The organism is Palaeococcus pacificus DY20341, from assembly GCF_000725425.1.
Lineage (GTDB): Archaea > Methanobacteriota_B > Thermococci > Thermococcales > Thermococcaceae > Palaeococcus > Palaeococcus pacificus.
This window is the reverse complement of record NZ_CP006019.1, coordinates 209,174-228,756: the sequence shown is the minus strand read 5'-3', so window position 1 is coordinate 228,756 and position 19,583 is coordinate 209,174. Positions and strand designations below refer to the sequence as shown.

The window sequence follows — 19,583 nt, the reverse complement described above, 5'->3', positions numbered from 1 at the left end:
TCAACTTTTTTAACCTTTGGTTTTAAACCTATTCTTGGTGAAGAAAAATGAAGCGCGTAGTTATTATAGGTGGCGGTGCCGCTGGAATGAGCACCGCATCGAGGGTAAAAAAGCTGAAACCTGAGTGGGATGTCAAAGTTTTTGAAGCAACGGAGTGGGTTAGCCACGCTCCATGCGGCGTCCCCTATGTTGTCGAGGGGATTTCACCAAAGGAAAAGCTCATGCACTATCCACCAGAGTTCTTCATAAAGAAGCGCGGCATTGATTTGCACTTAAACGCTAAGGTAATAGAGGTTGAGCAGGGTAATATAGTGGTTCAGGAGAGCGATGGAGAGCACAAATACGAGTGGGACTACCTTGTCTTTGCTAATGGTGCATCACCAAAGGCACTGCCAATAGAAGGCGTTGACCTAAATGGAGTCTTCACTGCAGATCTACCACCCGATGCAGTCGCCATCCAAGAGTACATGCAAAAAAATGAAATCAAAGATGTTGTCGTCATTGGAACAGGTTATATAGCCTTAGAGATGGCCGAAGCTTTTGTTGCCCAAGGGAAAAACGTAACGCTCATTGGAAGGAGCGAGCGCGTTTTGAGGAAAACATTCGACAAAGAAATAACAGACGTTGTTGAAGAGAAGCTTAGGGAGCACTTAAACCTGAAGCTAAATGAGCATACGAGAGAGATTATTGGAGAAGAGAAAGTGGAAAAGGTTGCTACGGATAAGGGCGAATACAAAGCTGATCTCGTTATAATAGCCACAGGAATAAAACCAAACGTTGAACTGGCCAAGCAGCTTGGAGTTAAGATAGGGGAAACAGGCGCTATATGGACAAACGAGAGGATGCAAACGAGCGTTGAGAACGTCTATGCAGCTGGTGATGTAGCAGAGACAAAGCACTTCATAACAGGCAGGAGGGTGTGGCTCCCGCTGGCCCCGGCAGGCAATAAAATGGGCTACGTTGCTGGGACTAACATAGCGGGCCTAAGCTTAGAATTCCCAGGAGTCTTGGGGACGTCAATAACCAAATTCATGGACTTGGAGATAGGAAAAACTGGATTAACAGAAAGTGAAGCCAAAGAAGCGGGTTATAATGTTGAAACCGCATTCATAAAAGCTGGAACAAAGCCCCACTACTATCCTGGTGGAAAGAGGATATGGCTCAAAGGAGTCATTGACGGAGACACTAAAAAGCTCCTTGGAGTACAGGTCGCTGGCGGAGAGATTCTCGCAAGGGTTGACACGGCAGCAGTTGCAATCCAAGCAGGATTAACTACAAAAGACATCTTTTTTGCAGACTTAGCTTACGCACCACCCTTTGCTCCAGTCTGGGATCCCTTAATTGTTTTGGCTAGAGTCCTGAAGTTTTGATTCTTTTTTTATTTTTGAAGTTTAGCGCCTCCAGACGCTCCAAATAAGCCTCGCACCATCTGTAGGTTCCATTAGTGTATCGCGGGCAAGCCTTAGGATGAAGTCAAGAAAGGCAATCTTATCTATGAATGGCCTAGTTGGAAAGATGAAGCCGAATAGGTGCTTAATCCTAAAGTGGGGGACGTAGAGGAGGCGCATAGGGTTTATCAGAGCAATGTCCTCTCTAAATTTAACGCTAAAGGGGAAGTCGCTCATGACTATGTCCAGACCCCGTTCTTTTGCTTCTTTAATAAGAGCCTCTTCATTTGGCTCATAAATCCAGAGTTTATCCCCCTCAATGGGTTCGTATTCAATCTGCGGAAACGCGTATTTTATGCCGACCTTAACGGGCTCAAGTCCAAAGGCCTCGGCAAAGCCTAGAAGAGCTTTCGCGTAGATGCTTAAAAAAACTAAAGCTCGCCCATTATTTTGAAGCTTTGGCCACCTCATTGGAGGGTACTCGAGCTCGGCCTCGAGGATAGGCTTTAAAAATTCAACGTGCGTTCCTTCTATCAGCTTTAAGTGTTCCTCAATCTTCTTCCTCTTAATCAGCAAATCGAGCTTCGAATAAACAGTAATCTGCTTAACGCCCAAAGCCTCTTTGAGCTTTCCTATCACAAAGCTGTTCCCAATTATGGCACTCTTATCCGTCCTATCCTGCCCTATTATGAACAGCCTGTCATTTTCTTCATCATAAATTAGCTCTTCTATAACATAGGGCACTTTTTCAAACCCGTTCTCTTCCCTAATTCTATCGATAACTTCTCTAACATCCTCAATGTTAAACATCACATCACCTTATAGTCCTTCATGCACTCGTAGATTTCCTGGGCAATTTTTAAGGCTTCCTCTGCATCATCCGTGTCTTTCACAATAATTTTACCGCTCGGAAAGAGGCTTATGTCGTAGGTCTTCTTCACTAATGCTAGGAAGCGCGTAACCCTCTTGATTTGATAACCTTTTTCAGCTAAACACTCACAAAGCTCCTCTAAATCCACATCGAGCTTTTCCTCAGGAGTTATGTTTATCGCCTTCATGCTTGTGCACGGTTTTGCAATAAGCATAAGAAATCACCTCAAGTAATCATTTGAAAAAAGAGATAAAAAGATTTTCATTGCTTTTTCTTCATGTTGAAGATTGCTAAGCTCAAAAATAAAATTCCAAAGGTTATTAAAACAGCAACGTCATGCCACACCTTTTCTATTCCCCATCCTCTTATGATAACGGATCTCAGGGAATCTACGGCATAAGTTGGGGGTAGCAGATAGGAAAACGGCCTTAGGTACTTTGGTATCGCTTCAATTGGCCAGAATATTCCAGCTAAAAGGAAAGTTGGGAGGATTATTATTGGAATAAGTTGCACTGCTTGGCCTTCACTTCTTGTTACACTTGAGAGAAGCATTCCGAGGTTTACGCCGACTACTGCAAGCAGAGAAACTATGAAAAAAGCCAAAACTGGATTCCCGGTAATTTTGACGTTGAAGCCAAATATGCCCACAAGCATCATTATTGAAGCTTGAATTATTCCCAATACTCCGAATGCGATTGAGTAGCCGATAACAACTTCCTCTTCCTTTAAGGGGGTTGCTAAAGCTCTCTCCAGCGTTCCCATGTTTCTTTCACCAATGAAAGAGAGCACCGAAAGTATTGTGGAAAGCATGAATACGGCTAACGACATTATGCCCGGTAGGAACATATCCATAAACTTTGCCTCTTTTCCGTAAATCGCGCTGTAATCTATACTTATTGGGAATCTAAGTCCTTTTTCAATTAGAGTATCCATTAGAGCTTTGTTAACACCAGTCACTATAGTTTCCGCCACATTAACGTTGCTCTTATCAAGATACACCTCTACAGCGGCTTTTCCTAAAAGCACATTTTTGCTAAAGTCATCCGGAAAATACAGCACAGCCCAATATCTTCCTTCTTTAACCTCATTTATTGAAGATTGCAAATCACTACGCTCTTCAATGATAAATATCTCTTTGTCAAGATTTTTCACAATTTCTGATGCAAAATGTCCGTTATCCAGGTTCACAACTATTATATTAACATCCTTAATTTCACCTCCAAATGCGAAGCCAAAAACTGTCATAGCTATTATAGGAGCTATTAACGCAAAAGCTAACATCCTCCTATCATGTTTAAGTCTCCAAAAGATTCTTTTTGTAACAGCAGAAACTCTATACCACTTCATGCTCTCACCCCATAGAGTGTCAATTTTAGAAAAGCTTCCTCAAGATTCTCCGAATTTGTTTCTTTTACTATTTTATTTGGGTTATCGACCGTCACTATATTTCCTTCTGACACTATGGCAATCCTATCGCATTTCATAGCTTCATCCATGTAGTGAGTTGTGATTAAAATCGTCACGCCTCTTTTTGAAAGCTCTCTAAAATGCTCCCAAAAGTTAGCCCTTAAGTGAGGATCAACTCCTACGGTTGGTTCGTCTAAAATCAGGAACTCAGGTTCATGCAAAAGTGCACAAGCCAAAGAGACTCTTCTCTGCATACCCCCGCTTAGCTCGGCTATTAATTTGTTTTCAAAACCCTCTAACCCCACAAGCTTTAGGATTTTCTCCTTTTTATTTTCAAATTCTTCTTTTGTGAGCTCATATAAGCGAGCGTAGAACTTTAAGTTCTCCTCTATGGTTAGGTCTAAGTAAAGGGCAAGTTCCTGCGGCATGTAACCTACTTTTTTCAAAATCTCCTTATTAGGCATCTTCTTTCCAAGTATGTAAACCTCCCCAGCGTCTTTCTTTAGAAGTCCTAAAATGCTTTTTATTGTGGTGGTTTTCCCTGCACCGTTCGGCCCTAAAAGGCCGAAGATTTCACCCTCACTGACTTTAAAAGAGAGCCCATTAACAGCAACTAAATGTCCATAGCTCTTTTTCAAGTTTCTAACGATTAAAGCATCTCCACCCATTTCAATCACCTGAGTGCAGGTCTCGTAGAAAGATATATAAGATTGTTGTAACTAAGTGAGTTACAAAATTGAAGGTGACTAAAATGGTAATAGTTGATGAAGTAATTATTGAGAAGCTTAAGCTTCTTGGTCTTAGAGAGTATGAGGCAAGGATTTATGCAACTTTGGTGGTTTTGGGACCATCAAAGGCAAGTGAAATAGCCAAGGAGAGTGAAGTTCCAAGACCGAGGGTTTATGATGTCTTAAAAGAGCTTCATAAGAAAGGTTTCGTAGATATAAGCGAAGGAAATCCTACATACTTTAGAGCAGTGGAGCCCGAGAAAGTAATCGCTTCATTGAGGGATAAATACTTGAAATCCTCCGAAGAGGTCATAATTAAGTTGAAAAGCTATCAAAAGGAGCAAAGAGAAGAGTGGATGCCTGTTTGGTCTCTCCAAGGAGAGTGGAACATAAAAAGCAAAGTTGAAGATTTAGCGGACAGAGCTAAGAAAGAACTCATAATAGCTTTTGTGGATGGGAAGCTAGCTTTGAAATTTAAGAAAGCCTTTGAAAAGGTAAAGCATAGAGGATTAGATGTAAAGATTCTTCTTCTCGAGAAAAACAAGCGTTATCTTAATGCATTAAACCGATTTGGAGAGGCGAGGTGCATACAGCTTGAAAAGATTTTAGATAGAGAATCAGAAGACTTTAGGGAAGTACTCGCAGAAGCGTTGTTCTCAAATAAGACACCCTACAATGTAAAGGGAATTTTTGTTAGAGATGGAGAGGAATCCATTTTGATTTATGAGGAAGGGGGAATCCTTAAAGGCCTAATTATAACAATTCCGTTCATCCCAATGTTTCAGAGAAAAATGATGCTTCACTTTATTGAAAAAAGCAAAGAAAAGAGCTAACGCAAGCTCTTGACGAGCTCCTCCATGACGCTTAAGAAGGTCTCAACTTCCTCGAGGCTGTTGTAGACATGGAACGAAGCTCTAACAGTTCCGTTGATTCCTAAGCGCTTCATCACTGGAATAGCGCAGTGGTGGCCTGAGCGAACCATTATGTTGTGTTCATCCAAGACGGCAGCAACGTCGTGTGGGTGAAGCGGAGGAACGTTGAAGCTCACAACTCCAGCGTGCTTTTTGAGGTCTCTAGGACCATACCAAGGTACTTCCAACTCGCTTAAGCCTTCTGTGATTCTTTTAACGAGCTTGTGTTCCTGTTTTTCAATCTTGTCCAAGCCAATTTTTTGGATGTACTTGATTCCAGCTGCCAATCCTATTGCTCCACCTATGTTAGGGGTTCCTGCCTCATAGCGCTCTGGAGGCTGAGTAAGTGTATACTCCCCCAAGCTAACATCCTCAATTGTCCCGCCGCCTACTAGAGGGGAGTCAAATGTATCGAAGAACTCTTCCCTAATGTAGAGCACACCTATACCAGTGGGTCCCATTGGGCCTTTGTGACCTGAGAATGCCAAAAAGTCAGCATGGAGCTTGTTAACATTAACTTCCATGTGGCCGACGCTTTGAGCGGCATCTACGACGAATATGGCCCCCTCTTCTTTTGCCATCTTCCCAATCTCTTCTACCTCATGGATAACACCGAGAGCGTTGGAGACGTGCTGAATAGCGACGAGCTTAGCTCCTTTGATTTTCTTCTCTGCATCTGCCAAATCAAGGTTGCCTTCATCGTCGCCTTCGATTATCTCAAGCTTTGCTCCGTACTTCTTCGCAGCCTTCTGCCAAGGCAATAAGTCTGAGTGGTGCTCATATGGAGTTGTCACGATTTTATCGCCCTTCTTCCACTCCAAACCGAGGGCGACTAGGTTTAAGCTCTCGCTCGTGTTCTTTGTGAAAACTATCTCCTCAAACTTTGCACCAATGAAGTCTGCTGTCACTTTCCTCGCATTCTCATACTCATGGGTAGCCCTTTGGGAAAGGCGGTGCACTCCCCTGTGAACGTTGGCTCTGTACTTGAGGTAGTACTCGTCCATAGCTTCGATTACGGGGATTGGTGTTAGGGATGTAGCTGTGTTGTCGAAGTAGATTACCTCTTGAGTAAGCGGTATATCCTTTCTAATGTCCTCTGGGATTTTCATAAGAATCACCGTTCATGAATTTGATAAGTGGGTATATATCGTTTTCTGGACAGATTTAGGAAGTGCAATAACTCCAAACTTAAATACTATGAAAGCTAATCCATGAATATGGGGTATCGAAAAGTTGCGTATTTGGTGGTATTTATGGTAATCGTTTCGTCACTTCTAATTCTGTTTAAGCCATCTATTGAGCGCAAAAAAAGCGTCGAGTATTATGGGGAAGTTATAAAGCTTCCGGAACCGAGTTTTAAAGGAGAGATGAGCGTAGAAGAGGCGATAGCAAAAAGGAGGAGCATACGTTCATATAAAAACGAGCCCCTGACCTTAGAGCAACTCTCCCAGCTTTTGTGGGCCTCTCAGGGAATTACTGAAGAAAGGAGAAAGTTTAGAAGCGCTCCGAGTGCAGGGGCAACTTATCCCTTTGAGACCTATGTCGTGGTTGGAAATGTTGATGGCCTCACGCCGGGAGTTTACCACTACGACCCCTTTGAGCACAGCTTGACCTTAATCAAGGAAGGTGATTTTAGAGAAGATCTGAAGAAAGCAGCGCTAAACCAGGATTGGGTTGGAAAAGCTGCAATCAACATAGTTTTAGTAGCATTTTATGAGAGAACGACAAACTACTACGGCGAGAGAGGAGTTAGGTACGTCCACATGGAGGCGGGGCATATCGGGCAGAACATCTATTTGCAAGCGACGGCTTTGGGATTGGGAACTGTTGCGGTAGGGGCATTTCATGACGATGAAGTGGCCGAGGTTGTCGAAACTGAGGGAGCACCTCTATACATCTTCCCAGTCGGCATTCCGGGGTGAGGAAATGGTTGTAATTGATCACTACACCCTGGGCTATCTGACCTTCGCGTTTATGAGTTTAAGCATGCTCAGCGGGGCTTTTATCTTTTTATCAAAGAAAAGGGAAGCATGGGTTAAAGTCCACATCATCCTCAGCATACTGGCGTATATTCTGATGGTGCTGACGATCTGGTATGTAAGATAAAAAAGGAAAACTAAATCCCCTTTTCCTTTGCTTCTGGAGGCTCCTCTATTAAGTTGTCGCTGTACTTGTCGTAGTCCGCCAAGAGGAAATCTTCGCTCATTGCAAGGGCTTTTACTGCTTTTTCTTCTCCCGGGAACTTCTTGCCGGGGCAGACGTCTACACACAGGGCGCAGAACATACAGCGTGAGGCATAGTGTCGTATTTTTCTCAGCTCAGGTATCCATTCCATAGCATCTGCAGGACAAACTTTTATGCAGAGTCTGCAACCTATACAGCGCTCTGGATCGTAGTGTATCTTTCCCCTAAAATCTTCCGGAACAGGTACAGGAGGATGTATTTTAACTTCTCCCTTTTGTACCTTTTCAATGAGTTCTGTGACGTTCTTGGGAGCATGCTTAACAGGGAACGGGTTGGTGAAAGGCTTTTGAACGAGCTGCTTTAAGAGTAAAAACATCATTTTGGTTGGCATTCTTCACACCCCCACCCATACTAAAGCCAGTCCAAGGAGAGCTATGATGTTCACGTAAACCCAGAATATCTTCGATGCCTGGTCTATCTTGAATCTGCCGAATGAAGTCCTCACTATCGTTATTGCAAGGATATAGACTATAGCCACTTTAAAGAGGAACCATAGACCCTCAACTATGTAAAGAGTTGCTCCAGAGAGGTTGAGGCCAAAGATGTAGCTCAGTGTAAATGGTATGAAGAGCACTACTTCTATGGCAGCCATTGCAAAGCCCCTAACGGCATCTGAGAGGTAGAACAAAGCTAAGTTCCTTCCGCTGTACTCAGCGAGCATACCTTCACAGATTTCTGTCTCAGCCTCAGCTATGTCGAAGGGGAGCTTTGCTAATTCTGCAGGAGTGACCACCAAGAGAGCCACGAGCAGCAGTAAAACGCCAATTCCCGCTAAAGGTCCTACCATACTCCAAACAGGTGTCGAGGCTATTGTCGTGAGGGAGAAGCTCCTGTAGACTAGGGCAAAGCCGACGATTACTGTTGCTAACGGCAACTCATAGCTCATCATGAGCACCATTTCTCTCTGCGCACCAACTGATGAGAACGGACTTCCAGAGGCAAATCCTCCAATTGCCATTGCAAGTGACTGGAGTGTGAACAAGTAAAGTATAACCACCAAATCACCATATCCTTCAAGAGGAGCCTCAAGGACACCAAATGGTATGTAGAGGAGTAGCGTAAGTGAAGCCGCTAGTGATACTATAGGCATGGCATTAAAGAGCCACGCTACTGCATTTTCAGGGACTATCGTTTCTTTAAGCAGGAGCTTTCCAACATCCCAGAATGGCTGCCTTATTGGGGGTCCAATTCTAGAGGTCAGCCTAGCTGAAACTCTCCTATCCATACCCTTGTACACTAAACCTAGGAAAATTCCTAAAAGTGGAAAGCCAATGCTGTAAGCAAGAGTTTCGGGGGTCATTTTCTCACCCCCAGTTCTTTCTTAATTCTCATGGTCTTTTCAATCGCCTTCTTTCTAATAAGATCATAGGGAAGCACTTTTCCACTGCTGTCTTTAACAACGGCCATCCTATCGTTACAGCACATACATGGGTCAATATATGCCACAACTATTGGGATATCTGCCACCTCCGCTCCAAGAAGTGCAGGCCCCCAAGAGTTTATGTTGTTGTAGCTCGGAGCCACAACTTTCCAGACTGCGGGCCCATCTCTCGTGCCATCGTATTTGAAGTAGTGAATAACCTCTCCTCTCGGTGCTTCATGCATTCCAATGCCTTCTCCCTGTGTTTTCTTTATTTTGTTCAAAAGGGCAACATAATTTGGAATTGCCAAAATTTTGCCCTCTGGAAGGTTGTCAATACAATATTCAATTATGTCAAGGCTCTGCTCTATCTCATAAAGTCTGACCAAAGTTATGTCGTAGCCATCGCCGTAGACCTCTCCAACGATATCCTGAGGAACTATGGCCTTAACATCTATATCTGCATAAGCATCGTATGGAGTATCCTGTCTAACATCTATCCTAAGTCCGGCTGCCCTTGCAACTGGACCAACTACGTTAAGCTTTAATGCTAGTTCTTTTGAGAGCTGAGCAACTCCCCTCGTCCTCGCCTTATAAACGGGGTCCGATAGGAATATCTCCTTCATCTGCTCGGTGAACTTCCAATAGTAATCTATAGCCTCTCTTATCGCTTTAATGTGGCTCTCCTTTAGATCCCTTCTAACTCCTCCAATCATATACATAGAGTAGTTTATCCTGTTCCCCGTTATGAGCTCAAGCAAATCGAGTATCTTTTCCCTTCCCTTCCATGTCCAAAAGAGGAGCGAGTCAAAGCCCATTTCGTGAGCTATAACACCGAGCCAGAGTATGTGAGAGTGTATCCTCTCGAGTTCTGCTATAACTGTTCTTATGTACTGTGCTCTCGGAGGTGCTTCGATCCCCAAAGCCTTTTCGCTTCCCAAAACAAATGCGTAGGGGTGAGAAATTGAACAGATACCGCATATTCTCTCCGAGAGATAGAGTGTTTGTATGGCATTTCTCTTCATTCCCATGTATTCTATCCCTCTGTGGGCAAAGCCCCTCTTAACGTCAACTTTAACAATTTTCTCGCCTTCCACTTCGGCCTCTACCCTAATGGGCTCCTTTAGTGCGGGATGAATTGGCCCAACGGGGATGTAATAAGTTGATTTAGCCATGTTGCTCCCTCCTTATTTCTTTAACGCTCTTATGGGTGTGCTTAATCATGTCATCAACCCCATACTCGTCCTTTCTCCATGGATACTTACCCTCGGGCCAATCGTCAGGCAAGAAGAGGTGTCTCTTGTTCTTTAGGCCGTCGAACTCTATTCCAAGCATCTCCCTAATCTCCCTCTCGTTAGTCTCTGCTCCAATCATTAGGTCTGTAATCGAAGGAAGAACGAGCTCGCTCTTAGGGAGATCAATCTTCATCACTATGCTGAGCTGCTTCCATGGGATACCGTGGAAGAGTGCAAATGAGTATATGATCTCTATTATATCTCCTCCAGTATCTTCCCCTGTTATGAAGTGAAGGTGAGGGTAGTCAATGCTGAAAATCTTCTCAACAGCCTTTCTAAATGCTTTCCTGTCGATTTTAATCCATACCTCCTGATACTCCCTCTTTTTCTTTGTTCCAGCGGTGTATGTCCTTATCTCATGCTCGAGCAGTGCGTCCCCAAGGGAGCTCTTGAGCATCTCCAAGACTTCCTCTGCAGTTAAAGCGTTCATTCTTTCTTCCCCTCCAGCTGTTTTTCAAGCTTCTCAATTTTGAGCCACGCCTTAACAACCCCATCAATTATTGCCTCTGGCCTTGGCGGACATCCCGGGACATATACATCAACGGGGATTATTTCATCAATTGGACCGGCTATGTTGTAGGAGTCATAAAATACTCCTCCACTCGTGCCGCAGTTTCCAATTACTACAACTGCCTTTGGATCAGGCATCTGCTCGTATATGCGCCTGAGCTTATCGGCAAAGTCTCTTGGAATTGCACCTGTGACTAAGAGAACATCAGCATGCCTAGGTGAGCCTACTAACTTAATTCCAAACCTTTCAACATCGTACCTTGGTGTTAGAGCTGCAACTATTTCAATGTCACATGCATTGCATGAGCCCCCAGAGGCATGAAAAACCCAAAGGGAGCGCTTAAAGTTGTACAGCTTCCCCATTTTAGACACCTCCTATGAGGATGAAGATGATTATGGCACCTATCCCTAAATACCAGAGTATGTAGTCCCTAAGGTCGCCTGTATGCATCGCTTTTAGAACTTTGTAGTAGTCTTTCAATGCCTCCACGAATCCCCAATAGATATCCCCAGCTTTAACTTGTATTTTCTCTTTAGAAGGCTCAATGTTACCGCTCAAGTAAGGCTTCACCTGCTCTGTGTCCTTTTTGTAGCTCGGATTTCCCTTCGAATATATAATGTAGCCTATCAGGGTAAATAGGATTAGGAAAGCAAGCCAGAGCAGTGGATTCCAAAATCCTGAAGGTGAAGTTAGTGTAAGGCTCATGCTAAACCACCCCACGCTTGATATTGAGCCAATTTAAGCAAAGCATCGACAGCTGGATAGACGAGCTTGTCAAGGATGTATGTTGGGAACAGACCGAATAGTATACACAGCGCTGCTAGGATTATCATTGCAACAACCATTGGTTTTGGAACCTCTTTCGCATTTTCGAACTTCTCCAGCGGTGGCCCTAGGAACGCTGAAGCAAAGACTTTGACGAATGAAGCGAGTGTTAGAATGCTCGTCACCATAGCAAATACTGCCAAAAGCGGGTTGAGCTGATAGGAAGTCTCATAGATCAAGAACTTACTTGCAAAACCGTTGAAGGGTGGAATACCGGATATAGCCGCTGCTCCAACGATAAAGGCTATAGTCGTTATGGGCATCTTTCTCGCTAAGCCGCCCATTTCATTTAGATTTCTCGTTCCAGTCACATAGAAGAGAGCTCCAGCCGTCATTAGCAAGAGGCTCTTGTAAATTATGTGGTTTATTATGTGGAAAATACCACCAGCCATAGCATCTCTTCCAAATTCTGCTAGGGCCTTGGGATCGTGGAGAACTGTTAGTCCAACCCCAACACCTAAGAGCATGTAACCTGTCTGCGAGATGGCGTGATAGCTCATGAGCCTCTTCACATCTTTCTGCACGAGGGCCATTGTAACACCTATGAACATCGTAAGGACTCCTAGTATGCTCATGATCCATCCGACTCTAGCTAAATCCCATGTTATGTTGCCAAAGAGAGTGAAGCTCACTCTAAAGAGAGCATATAAGCTTGCATAGGTTGCCACAAGGAGTGGTGGGTTTATTCCCGCTGGAACTTCTGTGTAGGCATCAGGAACCCAGTAGTGCATCGGGACGGAACCGCATTTCATAGCAAACGAAGCGAAGAGCAGGCCGAGAGCAATCATGTCGAGAGTGTTGAAGCTTATCTGTCTGCTCAAATATGCCAAGTTTAAGTTTCCGTACTGTCCATAAAGGATTCCAATAGAGAACAATACCATCAATGAAGCAATTGCACTCACGATGAGGTACTTTATTCCCGCTTCGCTTGCCTCACCGCGATAGTTTCTAAAGCCGACTAACGCTGAACCCGCTATACCCGCTATTTCCAGGAACACGAAGAGGTTAAATAGATCTCCTGTGAGCACCATTCCAAGTATTCCAACCTCAAGGAGGAGCAGTAATGTGTAATACTTCTCTAAGCCGTTTTCATTGCTTACATGACTGTAGGAGTACAGCGCACCGATAAAGGCCATTAACGTAGCTGAGAGTGCCATAAATGCTCCAATAGCATCTACCTCAAATATAATCCTCACAGGAACTTTGTATCCTGAAGGTAATACTAATGTCGGCTTATCCGCACCAAAGACGTATACCATAAGCCCATTTGAAACGACGTGCTGCACTAGGAGGAGAGAGAGCACAACGGTTACGCCTGTAATTATCATGGCCCAAATTGATGCTAAGCTATAGCGCTTCTTGAAGAGTGGCGTTATGAATGCTCCAAAGAGGGGAACCGCAATCATTAACGCTGGTAAGTGCTCTATCATCCTCTCAACCTCCTAATCTTTGTGACATCGAGGGTTCCATAGTGTCTGTAGATGTTCACAGCAAATGCGAGCATTAGAGCAGAAACTGCCACTCCAATAACGATGCTCGTAAGTGTCAGGGCCTGTGGTGTAGGAAGAACCATGTTGTTGACGGATTCTTCGGGAGCGAGGGTGTAAATTGGAGCATAGCTTCCTTTTACATAGCCCAATGCAACTAAGAACATGTTCACTGCGCCTTCCAAAATTTCAATGCCTATTACAACCTTTATTAGATTCCTTTTGAAGCCGATTGTGTAGAATCCCAACGCCAAAAGCAGCGCTACGATGATAAAGGGAAGGTTAACCGCCACTAAATCACCATTCATCCTTCTCCCTCCTCATGATTAAGAAGAAGATTAGTACTATGCTCGTAAGGCCGGCTAAGACTTTTGTACCTACAAAGATGTTCATGTATGATAGCGTTCCACCAGTATTGAGATAGCCTGGGTTTATTCCAATTGGAGTTGGATCCCCAAAGATGAAGCCGCTGTTGGCTATAACGTTCTTAAAGAATGTATAGCCCATTAATCCCAAAAGGGCAGTTCCCAAGAAACCAAGAGCGCCTATGCTCTCCAGTGGACTTAATGGCACTTTTTCGAATGCTTTCTTAACGTTTTCATACTGATTGGCCACGATTAACAAAGCCAAGCCGCTTGCAAAAACCGCACCTCCCTGGAAGCCTCCACCCGGAGTTAAATGCCCATGAAGGATTATGTAAGCACCAAATACCAATATTAGAGGGGCTAAAATTCTCGTAGTAGTCTTAATAATTGTAGTCGTCATCGTTTCACCACCTTATAGTGTCTTAGAGCCATTAACACTCCCGAAACTGCAGTAAATAGGACGGTGGCTTCGCCAAGAGTATCAAAACCCCTGTAGTCAAAAACTACACTTGTAACGACGTTGTTTGCAGAGGCTTCCTCTTGAGCATGGGCTATAAAGTAGCTGTCCATTTCTGTGTGTGGAGGCTCTCCAAATGGCCTAATAGTCATCATAGCAGCCAAGAGGAAGAGTGTGAACCCCAAGAACGCAAAGAGCCCTAATGCTTTTCTCATTCTATCACCTCCTCATCGGTGGTGTTCTTTATCGCTAAGAGGTACATTGCTGTTGTAAGACAAGCCCCAACTCCTGCTTCCGCTATTGCAACGTCAGGCGCTTGTAGGACGTAGAACTCCAATGAGAGAATTAAGCTGAAGACGGCCATTGAGATTACAGCGGCAATTAGATTTTTGAATCTCACCGCGGCGATTGCACTCACCAAGAGCCCAATACCTATTAAAATCTGCAGTGCCCAAAAGAGCTCGCCGAAGTTCATAGCCTCCCCTCCAGTTCATCTATTACAGCCCCATAAGGCCTAATACCCGACTTTCTTGCTGCTCTACCAAGTGCATGCGCTCCTACGGGATTGGTTAGAACGAGGAATATCACAACCAGAGCTGAGTGAAGTCCTATTGTGATCCATCTTGGATCATGGTTTGGAAGCCAGTTGTAGATTGAGTAAACTATTGTTGCCAAGACTATGAAAATTGTTCCAAATGTAGTACATTTCGTTGCAGCATGTATTCTTGTATAGACATCTGGAAACCTAAGTATTCCTATGCTTGCTAAGAGGTTGAAAGCAACTCCAATGCCAAGAAGAACACCTACAACCCATTCGATCATGCTATCCCCACCTTCTTCTTTACTAGGTAGCGGGCTATGTAGAGTGTAGCTATATAGCTCAAAACCGCATAGACTAAAGCAACATCAATGAAAACTGCTTGTTTCGTTATTACCCCATAAATTACCATTGCACCTGCTGTTGTAGTAGTCATTGAATCAAGAGCCACAGCTCTGTCAGGAATCGTAGGTCCTAAGAGCAATCTAATTAGAGTCAGCATGGCCGAAAAGAGCAGTAGTACTAAAGCCCACATAAATACGCTTATAGCAGTCATTCTCCAATCCTCCTTGCCCATTTTGGAAGATAGCCACATAATTCCTCAGGGGTTGGCTTTTCCTTTCCTTCAGGGACATTAATCCAGTGAACGTAGAAGTTTCCCTCTTCATCGATTTCAAGTGTAAAAGTTCCTGGTGTTAGCGTTATAGAGTTTGCAAGCAGTGTTCTGCTCTCATCCCTCGTGAGTTCTGGAGATATTTTCACAATTCCGGGCCTAATTTTACCTGTTATAACCCTATACGCGACGTCAAAGTTTGCCTTTGCCATTGCATAAAAGAACGGCCCAATTGCATATATTATGAAAAGCACCCACCTCTTTGGATTGAAGAAGTAGTCGAGCTTTTCACTCATGACGTTTCTTGTGGCGTAGCCTATAACTGCTGCTATTACTATCCCTGCTATAAGTTCTTCTGGGCTCCATGCTAAAACGTTCCCGGAACCTGCTGTGAGTAATAAGTAAATAATCAAAGACCACAGGAAAGATGTTGCAAACGCCATTCTCCCACCTCAACTTTAAGTTTTAAACCTATTGGAGACGTGTTTTTCCTAAATCTCAACATATAGCTTGGCATAGACTTTATAAATACGTTTCTAAAACAAAAGGTTGTGAACCAAAAATTTTGACAAATATAAATGTTATTAATCTTTACAAATGAATTAACAAAAAAGTACATTAAAGCCCAAAAATTTTCATTATTGTTTATACTAATGCCTAAACGATGTTAAAATAAGTTACATGGTTTTAGACTAGACAATCGTAAAGTTGTTTTTAGATAAAAATTTAGAAGAGAGGGTTACTCTTCATACTCCTCTATTGCACCAAATCTACATACAGTGGCACACAAGCCGCAGCCAACACACTTTTTGGGGTCAATCTTATGTATCTTTCCTGGTGAGCCGCTGATAGCATCCTGTGGACACTTTCTAGCACATAGAGTACACCCTTTACATTTATCCTCAATTATGCGGTACTTTTTGACTTTCTTGCTCTTCTGCTCCTCAATCATCTTCTCGATCTCTTCGTTTTTAAGCCATCTAAGGTTGTCGTCGTACTTGTCATAGGTAGCCAAGAGGAATTCATCGCTCATCTCTAGGGCATTGACGGGACATACATCCACACACTGCTGACAAAAGACACATCTGCCCAACCAAAGGGTCACCTTCTTTATTTCTGGAACATACTCAAAGACACCTGCTGGACACACGGTTATACAGAGCCTACACCCTATACATTTGTCCTTATCATATAGGAGTTTTCCTCTAAAGCCCTCTGGTGTTGGGACTGGCTCGCTCTTTGGGAATTGGTTTGTGGCTGGTTTTTTGAGCAAGTTTCCAAGGACTACAGAGAGAGTTGGTGGAACTTTCATGCTATCACCTCCAAGATGTCAATTGCTATAAGCAATACTCCTATGATTGCTGCTGGAAGCATTCTAAGCCAAAATACTTGGACTGCCTGCGTGATCCTAAGCCTTCCTGTTACAGCCCTAAAGATGCTCATGCTTACGAAAAGCACTGCAAAGACCTTGAGTGTGTGGAAGATTAAGTCGGCTATTATAGCGCTTGTTCCTGTGAGACCTACTAAACCGCTTATGCCCCATGGGAAGAATATGGCCACGACTAAGCTTGCGCTTATAAACTCCTTCAAAGCGTTGCTGAGCTTGAACAAAGCCAAATGTCTTCCGCTGTATTCTGCCATTGGACCTTCAGCTAGTTCTTGCTCAGCCTCAGGGATGTTAAAGTATCCCGCTTCAATTTCACTTGCAAGCCATGCCAGGAAGACTAAGAGGAGTATTATCGTACCCATGAAAGCCAAAGGAGTTCCAATTTCCCAGATGTTGTGCTCGTAAAATGTTGCCAAGCTGAATGGCTTGCTAACGCCGAGCTTGCTTAAGCGCCAAAGTATTGCAAAGAGGCCAAGCATCATGGGCACTTCTCTTGAGACTAAGATTATCATTTCCCTCTGAGCACCTATTTGAGCGTAAGGTGAACCTGAGTTTATTGCCCCTACTACCCTAATGAAGGCGATTAAGGTGAGTAAATAAATAAACACAATGACATCGCCTTTGGTGTTAAAAAGTGGAGCAAAGCCGAAGGGCGTGTATGCTAGGAGAGCTATTGAAACTGTCAAGGCGAACACTGGTGCAAGCTCAAATATTTTGCCTGCGTGCCTTGGAATTATTGATTCCTTGCTCACAAGCTTTAGGAAGTCGTAAAAGGGCTGCAAGAGGGGAGGACCTACTCTCCTCTGCATTCTCGCCACGAGCTTCCTATCAAGGCCTTCCCAAAGCAGGGAAGCGAATGAAACGTAGATGTAAAGCCCAATTAAGCCTAATGTAGCGTAAATGAGGTTCATAGCAAATCACCCCTTGGGCAGCCGATACCAACTACCTCAGGTTTGGCACTAACTTTTGGGTTAATCTCTCTCGTCTTCTCGATTGAAGCTCTAAGAAGGTCTTTTTCCATTAAAATCTTCCTCTTTCCAGTTCTTGCATCTATAACCGCTACTCTATCCGTACAGCTCAAACATGGGTCAATTGATGCTATTGCAACTGGGACATCTGCTAGTTGTTCGCCAACCAAAGCCCTTGCAACTGCGAAGAGATTTGGAAATGTCGGCTCTCTTGCCTTCCACTTTGAGGGTATGTCCTTTCCAGGATTTGCCCTGACATAGTGAATAACCTCACCTCTCGGTGCTTCATACCTTCCTATTCCCTCTCCATCTGCTTTCTTCAGCTTGACTAGTGCGACGTTATCCTTGACAAAGGCCTTTATCTTCCCCTCAGGCATCTGGTCAAAGGCCCTCTCTATAAGCTCCATGCTCTGCCAGAGCTCGCCAACTCTAACGACCATTCTATCAAAAACGTCTCCCTTGATGACTCCTGTGAATTCTTTGGGTGTTATTGGCTTGACACCTAGGTCAGGATACACACCGAGCTTTTCATTGTATCTAACATCCTTTTTAATACCGCTTCCTCTCGCCGTAGGCCCTTGAGCACTGTACTCAATCGCTATCCTCTTTGGAATAACACCAGCATCCCTCAAACGAGCTTCAACTGTTGGGTCGTAGAGGAATATCTCCTCTATCTTGGGCATGATCTCGTTCTTGTAGTATGCTATCATGTCCAGAATGGCCCTCTTATGCTTCTCTTCAATGTCTCTTCTAACTCCTCCAATTGTGTTCATGGCGTAGTTAACTCTGTTTCCTCCTATGGCCTCTAGGATGTCCATAACCTTCTCTCTTGCAAGCCAGCTTAGATGGAGAACGGTGTCGTAGCCTATAGCGTGTCCAACGACTCCAAGGTTGAGCAGGTGAGAGTGGATTCTCTCAAGCTCACCCACGATTACCCTGATGTATTCCGCTCTCTCTGGCACTTCTATGCCAGCCATTTCCTCAACGGCCCTTGTATAGGTGTGGTTGTGGGAGAATGAACATATTCCACATATCCTCTCTGCCAAATACATGAGCTGTATGTAGTTCCTCCTCATTGCAATCCATTCAAGGCCCCTCAAGTTGTATCCGAGCTTTACGTCAACATTAATTATACGCTCTCCATCGAGGGTTATTATGAACTTCTCGGGCTCCTCTAAGGCAGGGTGAATGGGACCTATGGGTATTTTAACCCAATACTCAATCCTATTGTTCATTTTGAGCCCTCCTTTTTGATTTTGTATGGGTGACCTGCGTTCTTGACCATCTCAGGCTTTATTCCCTTATCATCAAGCCTCAATGGGTAAATTCCCTCTGGGAAGTCATCTGGAAGGAAGAGCCTTCTTGGATCGGGAATTCCTTCAAACTCGATTCCCAAGAATTCTTTGTTTTCACGCTCATAGGGCACTGAGCTTGGGAATACATCACCTAAGCTCGGTATTTTTGGGTCGTCCTTAGGGCATGCAGTTGCAACTATTACGGATAAGCTTGGCTCCTGCTCATAGAATAATTCTAGGTGGTATTCTGCGCTTAGATAATCTCCCCTGTCCTCGCCTATTATGATTGAGAACTGTGCGTGAGGATCAATCTCCTTTATGAACTTCATCAAGTCTTTGAACTTTGCTCTATCCACATTTATCCAAACCCTCTTCCTTGGGTGTGGCATCTTGTTCTCGGAAATGTGAGCGTCAACTTCAAACTTCTCCTTTATTCTCTCAATGAATTCCTCAGGAGTCATTCCTTCTCACCTTCTATCTTTTTTATAAGCTTCTCCAAAGCTAAAACAACACCATGTAGGATCGCTTCTGGCCTTGGTGGGCATCCTGGGATGAAGACATCTACAGGGATGTGCTTGTCTAAAGGTGCGTTGGTGAATGGACTCTCAAAGAAAACACTGCCACCAGTGGGGCACGCCCCAATTGCCATCACAACCTTTGGGTCTGGTGTTTGCTCATAGACTAACTTAACCCTCTCCAAGCTTTGGTCGGTAATTGGCCCTGTTACCAGCAAAATATCTGCGTGCCTTGGGGTTCCAACTAATTTCACACCAAACCTCTCCGCGTCATATCTTGGGGTTAGTGCCGCAATAATCTCGATATCACATCCGTTGCATGATCCGCTGTTAACGTGAAATACCCAAGGTGATCTTCCTATGTACTTGCATAGTTTTGCAATTCTCTTTTCTAATTCTCTCCTCTCTTCACTCATCT

28 protein-coding genes are annotated in these 19,583 nt (G+C 44.0%); 4 read left to right on the top strand and 24 right to left on the bottom strand.

The window, feature by feature from the left end:
- Positions 1–47 precede the first annotated feature (47 nt).
- Positions 48–1,370 (top strand): CoA-disulfide reductase, encoded by a 1,323-nt coding sequence (gene cdr, locus PAP_RS01275; protein ID WP_048164224.1) that lies wholly within the window; start codon positions 48–50, stop codon positions 1,368–1,370.
- A 21-nt stretch (positions 1,371–1,391) separates the two neighbouring features.
- Here the strand turns inward: cdr and PAP_RS01270 are convergent, their stop codons facing one another.
- The 4 genes from PAP_RS01270 to PAP_RS01255 are packed head-to-tail and all read right to left on the bottom strand — an operon-like array spanning position 1,392 to position 4,334.
- Positions 1,392–2,198: a hypothetical protein gene (locus tag PAP_RS01270; protein ID WP_048164223.1), complete on the bottom strand. Its 807-nt coding sequence runs from the start codon at positions 2,196–2,198 to the stop codon at positions 1,392–1,394.
- Complete coding sequence (locus PAP_RS01265) at positions 2,198–2,473, bottom strand: HEPN domain-containing protein (RefSeq protein ID WP_048164222.1); 276 nt, start codon at positions 2,471–2,473, stop codon at positions 2,198–2,200. The genes PAP_RS01270 and PAP_RS01265 overlap by 1 nt, the downstream gene beginning before the upstream one ends.
- Positions 2,474–2,520: 47 nt before the next feature.
- Entirely contained in the window at positions 2,521–3,606 is a 1,086-nt protein-coding gene (locus PAP_RS01260; RefSeq protein WP_048164221.1) for an ABC transporter permease, read from the bottom strand.
- On the bottom strand, positions 3,603–4,334 hold the full coding sequence (locus PAP_RS01255) for an ABC transporter ATP-binding protein (RefSeq protein ID WP_048164220.1): 732 nt from the start codon (positions 4,332–4,334) through the stop codon (positions 3,603–3,605). Before PAP_RS01255 ends, PAP_RS01260 begins: the two co-directional genes overlap by 4 nt.
- A gap of 83 nt (positions 4,335–4,417) precedes the next feature.
- Between PAP_RS01255 and PAP_RS01250 the strand changes: the two genes are divergently transcribed.
- Positions 4,418–5,227, top strand: coding sequence for a TrmB family transcriptional regulator (locus PAP_RS01250; RefSeq protein WP_052649029.1), 810 nt, complete (start codon positions 4,418–4,420; stop codon positions 5,225–5,227).
- Here PAP_RS01250 and PAP_RS01245 read toward each other — a convergent pair.
- Entirely contained in the window at positions 5,224–6,414 is a 1,191-nt protein-coding gene (locus tag PAP_RS01245; protein ID WP_048164219.1) for an aminotransferase class V-fold PLP-dependent enzyme, read from the bottom strand. The two genes, PAP_RS01250 and PAP_RS01245, sit on opposite strands and share 4 nt — an antisense overlap.
- A 108-nt stretch (positions 6,415–6,522) precedes the next feature.
- Here PAP_RS01245 and PAP_RS01240 point away from each other — a divergent pair, with 108 nt between their 5' ends.
- Positions 6,523–7,227, top strand: a complete 705-nt coding sequence (locus tag PAP_RS01240; RefSeq protein ID WP_048165891.1) for a SagB/ThcOx family dehydrogenase — start codon at positions 6,523–6,525, stop codon at positions 7,225–7,227.
- Positions 7,228–7,231: 4 nt separating this feature from the next.
- Entirely contained in the window at positions 7,232–7,411 is a 180-nt protein-coding gene (locus tag PAP_RS01235; RefSeq protein WP_048164218.1) for a membrane protein, read from the top strand.
- A 10-nt stretch (positions 7,412–7,421) separates the two neighbouring features.
- Here the strand turns inward: PAP_RS01235 and PAP_RS01230 are convergent, their stop codons facing one another.
- From PAP_RS01230 to PAP_RS01140, 19 genes are all read right to left on the bottom strand, one after another.
- The gene (locus PAP_RS01230; protein WP_048164217.1) at positions 7,422–7,880 is read right to left on the bottom strand and encodes a 4Fe-4S dicluster domain-containing protein; all 459 of its coding nucleotides are present in this window, start codon (positions 7,878–7,880) and stop codon (positions 7,422–7,424) included.
- A gap of 3 nt (positions 7,881–7,883) precedes the next feature.
- A complete protein-coding gene (locus PAP_RS01225) occupies positions 7,884–8,849 on the bottom strand; it encodes a respiratory chain complex I subunit 1 family protein (RefSeq protein WP_048164216.1) in 966 nt (321 codons plus the stop codon).
- Positions 8,846–10,084, bottom strand: a complete 1,239-nt coding sequence (locus tag PAP_RS01220) for a hydrogenase large subunit (RefSeq protein ID WP_048164215.1) — start codon at positions 10,082–10,084, stop codon at positions 8,846–8,848. The genes PAP_RS01225 and PAP_RS01220 overlap by 4 nt, the downstream gene beginning before the upstream one ends.
- Complete coding sequence (locus tag PAP_RS01215; protein ID WP_048164214.1) at positions 10,077–10,634, bottom strand: NADH-quinone oxidoreductase subunit C; 558 nt, start codon at positions 10,632–10,634, stop codon at positions 10,077–10,079. Before PAP_RS01215 ends, PAP_RS01220 begins: the two co-directional genes overlap by 8 nt.
- Positions 10,631–11,077 carry an NADH-quinone oxidoreductase subunit B family protein gene (locus PAP_RS01210; protein ID WP_048164213.1) on the bottom strand — a complete coding sequence of 149 codons (447 nt, stop codon included), beginning with the start codon at positions 11,075–11,077 and terminating at the stop codon, positions 10,631–10,633. Before PAP_RS01210 ends, PAP_RS01215 begins: the two co-directional genes overlap by 4 nt.
- Position 11,078: 1 nt before the next feature.
- Positions 11,079–11,420 carry a hypothetical protein gene (locus PAP_RS01205; RefSeq protein WP_048164212.1) on the bottom strand — a complete coding sequence of 114 codons (342 nt, stop codon included), beginning with the start codon at positions 11,418–11,420 and terminating at the stop codon, positions 11,079–11,081.
- Complete coding sequence (locus PAP_RS01200) at positions 11,417–12,970, bottom strand: proton-conducting transporter transmembrane domain-containing protein (RefSeq protein WP_048164211.1); 1,554 nt, start codon at positions 12,968–12,970, stop codon at positions 11,417–11,419. The genes PAP_RS01205 and PAP_RS01200 overlap by 4 nt, the downstream gene beginning before the upstream one ends.
- Positions 12,967–13,335 carry a sodium:proton antiporter gene (locus PAP_RS01195; protein WP_048164209.1) on the bottom strand — a complete coding sequence of 123 codons (369 nt, stop codon included), beginning with the start codon at positions 13,333–13,335 and terminating at the stop codon, positions 12,967–12,969. Before PAP_RS01195 ends, PAP_RS01200 begins: the two co-directional genes overlap by 4 nt.
- On the bottom strand, positions 13,325–13,792 hold the full coding sequence (locus PAP_RS01190) for an MnhB domain-containing protein (RefSeq protein ID WP_048164208.1): 468 nt from the start codon (positions 13,790–13,792) through the stop codon (positions 13,325–13,327). Before PAP_RS01190 ends, PAP_RS01195 begins: the two co-directional genes overlap by 11 nt.
- Positions 13,789–14,064: a hydrogen gas-evolving membrane-bound hydrogenase subunit E gene (gene mbhE / locus PAP_RS01185; protein ID WP_048164207.1), complete on the bottom strand. Its 276-nt coding sequence runs from the start codon at positions 14,062–14,064 to the stop codon at positions 13,789–13,791. Before mbhE ends, PAP_RS01190 begins: the two co-directional genes overlap by 4 nt.
- The gene (locus PAP_RS01180; protein WP_048164206.1) at positions 14,061–14,324 is read right to left on the bottom strand and encodes a hydrogenase subunit MbhD domain-containing protein; all 264 of its coding nucleotides are present in this window, start codon (positions 14,322–14,324) and stop codon (positions 14,061–14,063) included. The genes mbhE and PAP_RS01180 overlap by 4 nt, the downstream gene beginning before the upstream one ends.
- Positions 14,321–14,671: a monovalent cation/H(+) antiporter subunit G gene (gene mnhG / locus PAP_RS01175; RefSeq protein WP_048164205.1), complete on the bottom strand. Its 351-nt coding sequence runs from the start codon at positions 14,669–14,671 to the stop codon at positions 14,321–14,323. The genes PAP_RS01180 and mnhG overlap by 4 nt, the downstream gene beginning before the upstream one ends.
- The gene (locus PAP_RS01170; RefSeq protein ID WP_048164203.1) at positions 14,668–14,943 is read right to left on the bottom strand and encodes a cation:proton antiporter; all 276 of its coding nucleotides are present in this window, start codon (positions 14,941–14,943) and stop codon (positions 14,668–14,670) included. The genes mnhG and PAP_RS01170 overlap by 4 nt, the downstream gene beginning before the upstream one ends.
- Entirely contained in the window at positions 14,940–15,443 is a 504-nt protein-coding gene (locus PAP_RS01165; protein ID WP_048164202.1) for a monovalent cation/H+ antiporter subunit E, read from the bottom strand. The genes PAP_RS01170 and PAP_RS01165 overlap by 4 nt, the downstream gene beginning before the upstream one ends.
- Before the next feature lie 296 nt (positions 15,444–15,739).
- A complete protein-coding gene (locus PAP_RS01160) occupies positions 15,740–16,312 on the bottom strand; it encodes a 4Fe-4S binding protein (protein ID WP_048164201.1) in 573 nt (190 codons plus the stop codon).
- Positions 16,309–17,298 (bottom strand): respiratory chain complex I subunit 1 family protein, encoded by a 990-nt coding sequence (locus PAP_RS01155; protein WP_048164200.1) that lies wholly within the window; start codon positions 17,296–17,298, stop codon positions 16,309–16,311. Before PAP_RS01155 ends, PAP_RS01160 begins: the two co-directional genes overlap by 4 nt.
- Positions 17,295–18,590: a hydrogenase large subunit gene (locus PAP_RS01150; RefSeq protein WP_048164199.1), complete on the bottom strand. Its 1,296-nt coding sequence runs from the start codon at positions 18,588–18,590 to the stop codon at positions 17,295–17,297. The genes PAP_RS01155 and PAP_RS01150 overlap by 4 nt, the downstream gene beginning before the upstream one ends.
- Positions 18,587–19,111 carry an NADH-quinone oxidoreductase subunit C gene (locus PAP_RS01145; protein WP_048164197.1) on the bottom strand — a complete coding sequence of 175 codons (525 nt, stop codon included), beginning with the start codon at positions 19,109–19,111 and terminating at the stop codon, positions 18,587–18,589. The genes PAP_RS01150 and PAP_RS01145 overlap by 4 nt, the downstream gene beginning before the upstream one ends.
- Positions 19,108–19,581: an NADH-quinone oxidoreductase subunit B family protein gene (locus tag PAP_RS01140; protein WP_048164196.1), complete on the bottom strand. Its 474-nt coding sequence runs from the start codon at positions 19,579–19,581 to the stop codon at positions 19,108–19,110. Before PAP_RS01140 ends, PAP_RS01145 begins: the two co-directional genes overlap by 4 nt.
- Positions 19,582–19,583 lie beyond the last annotated feature (2 nt).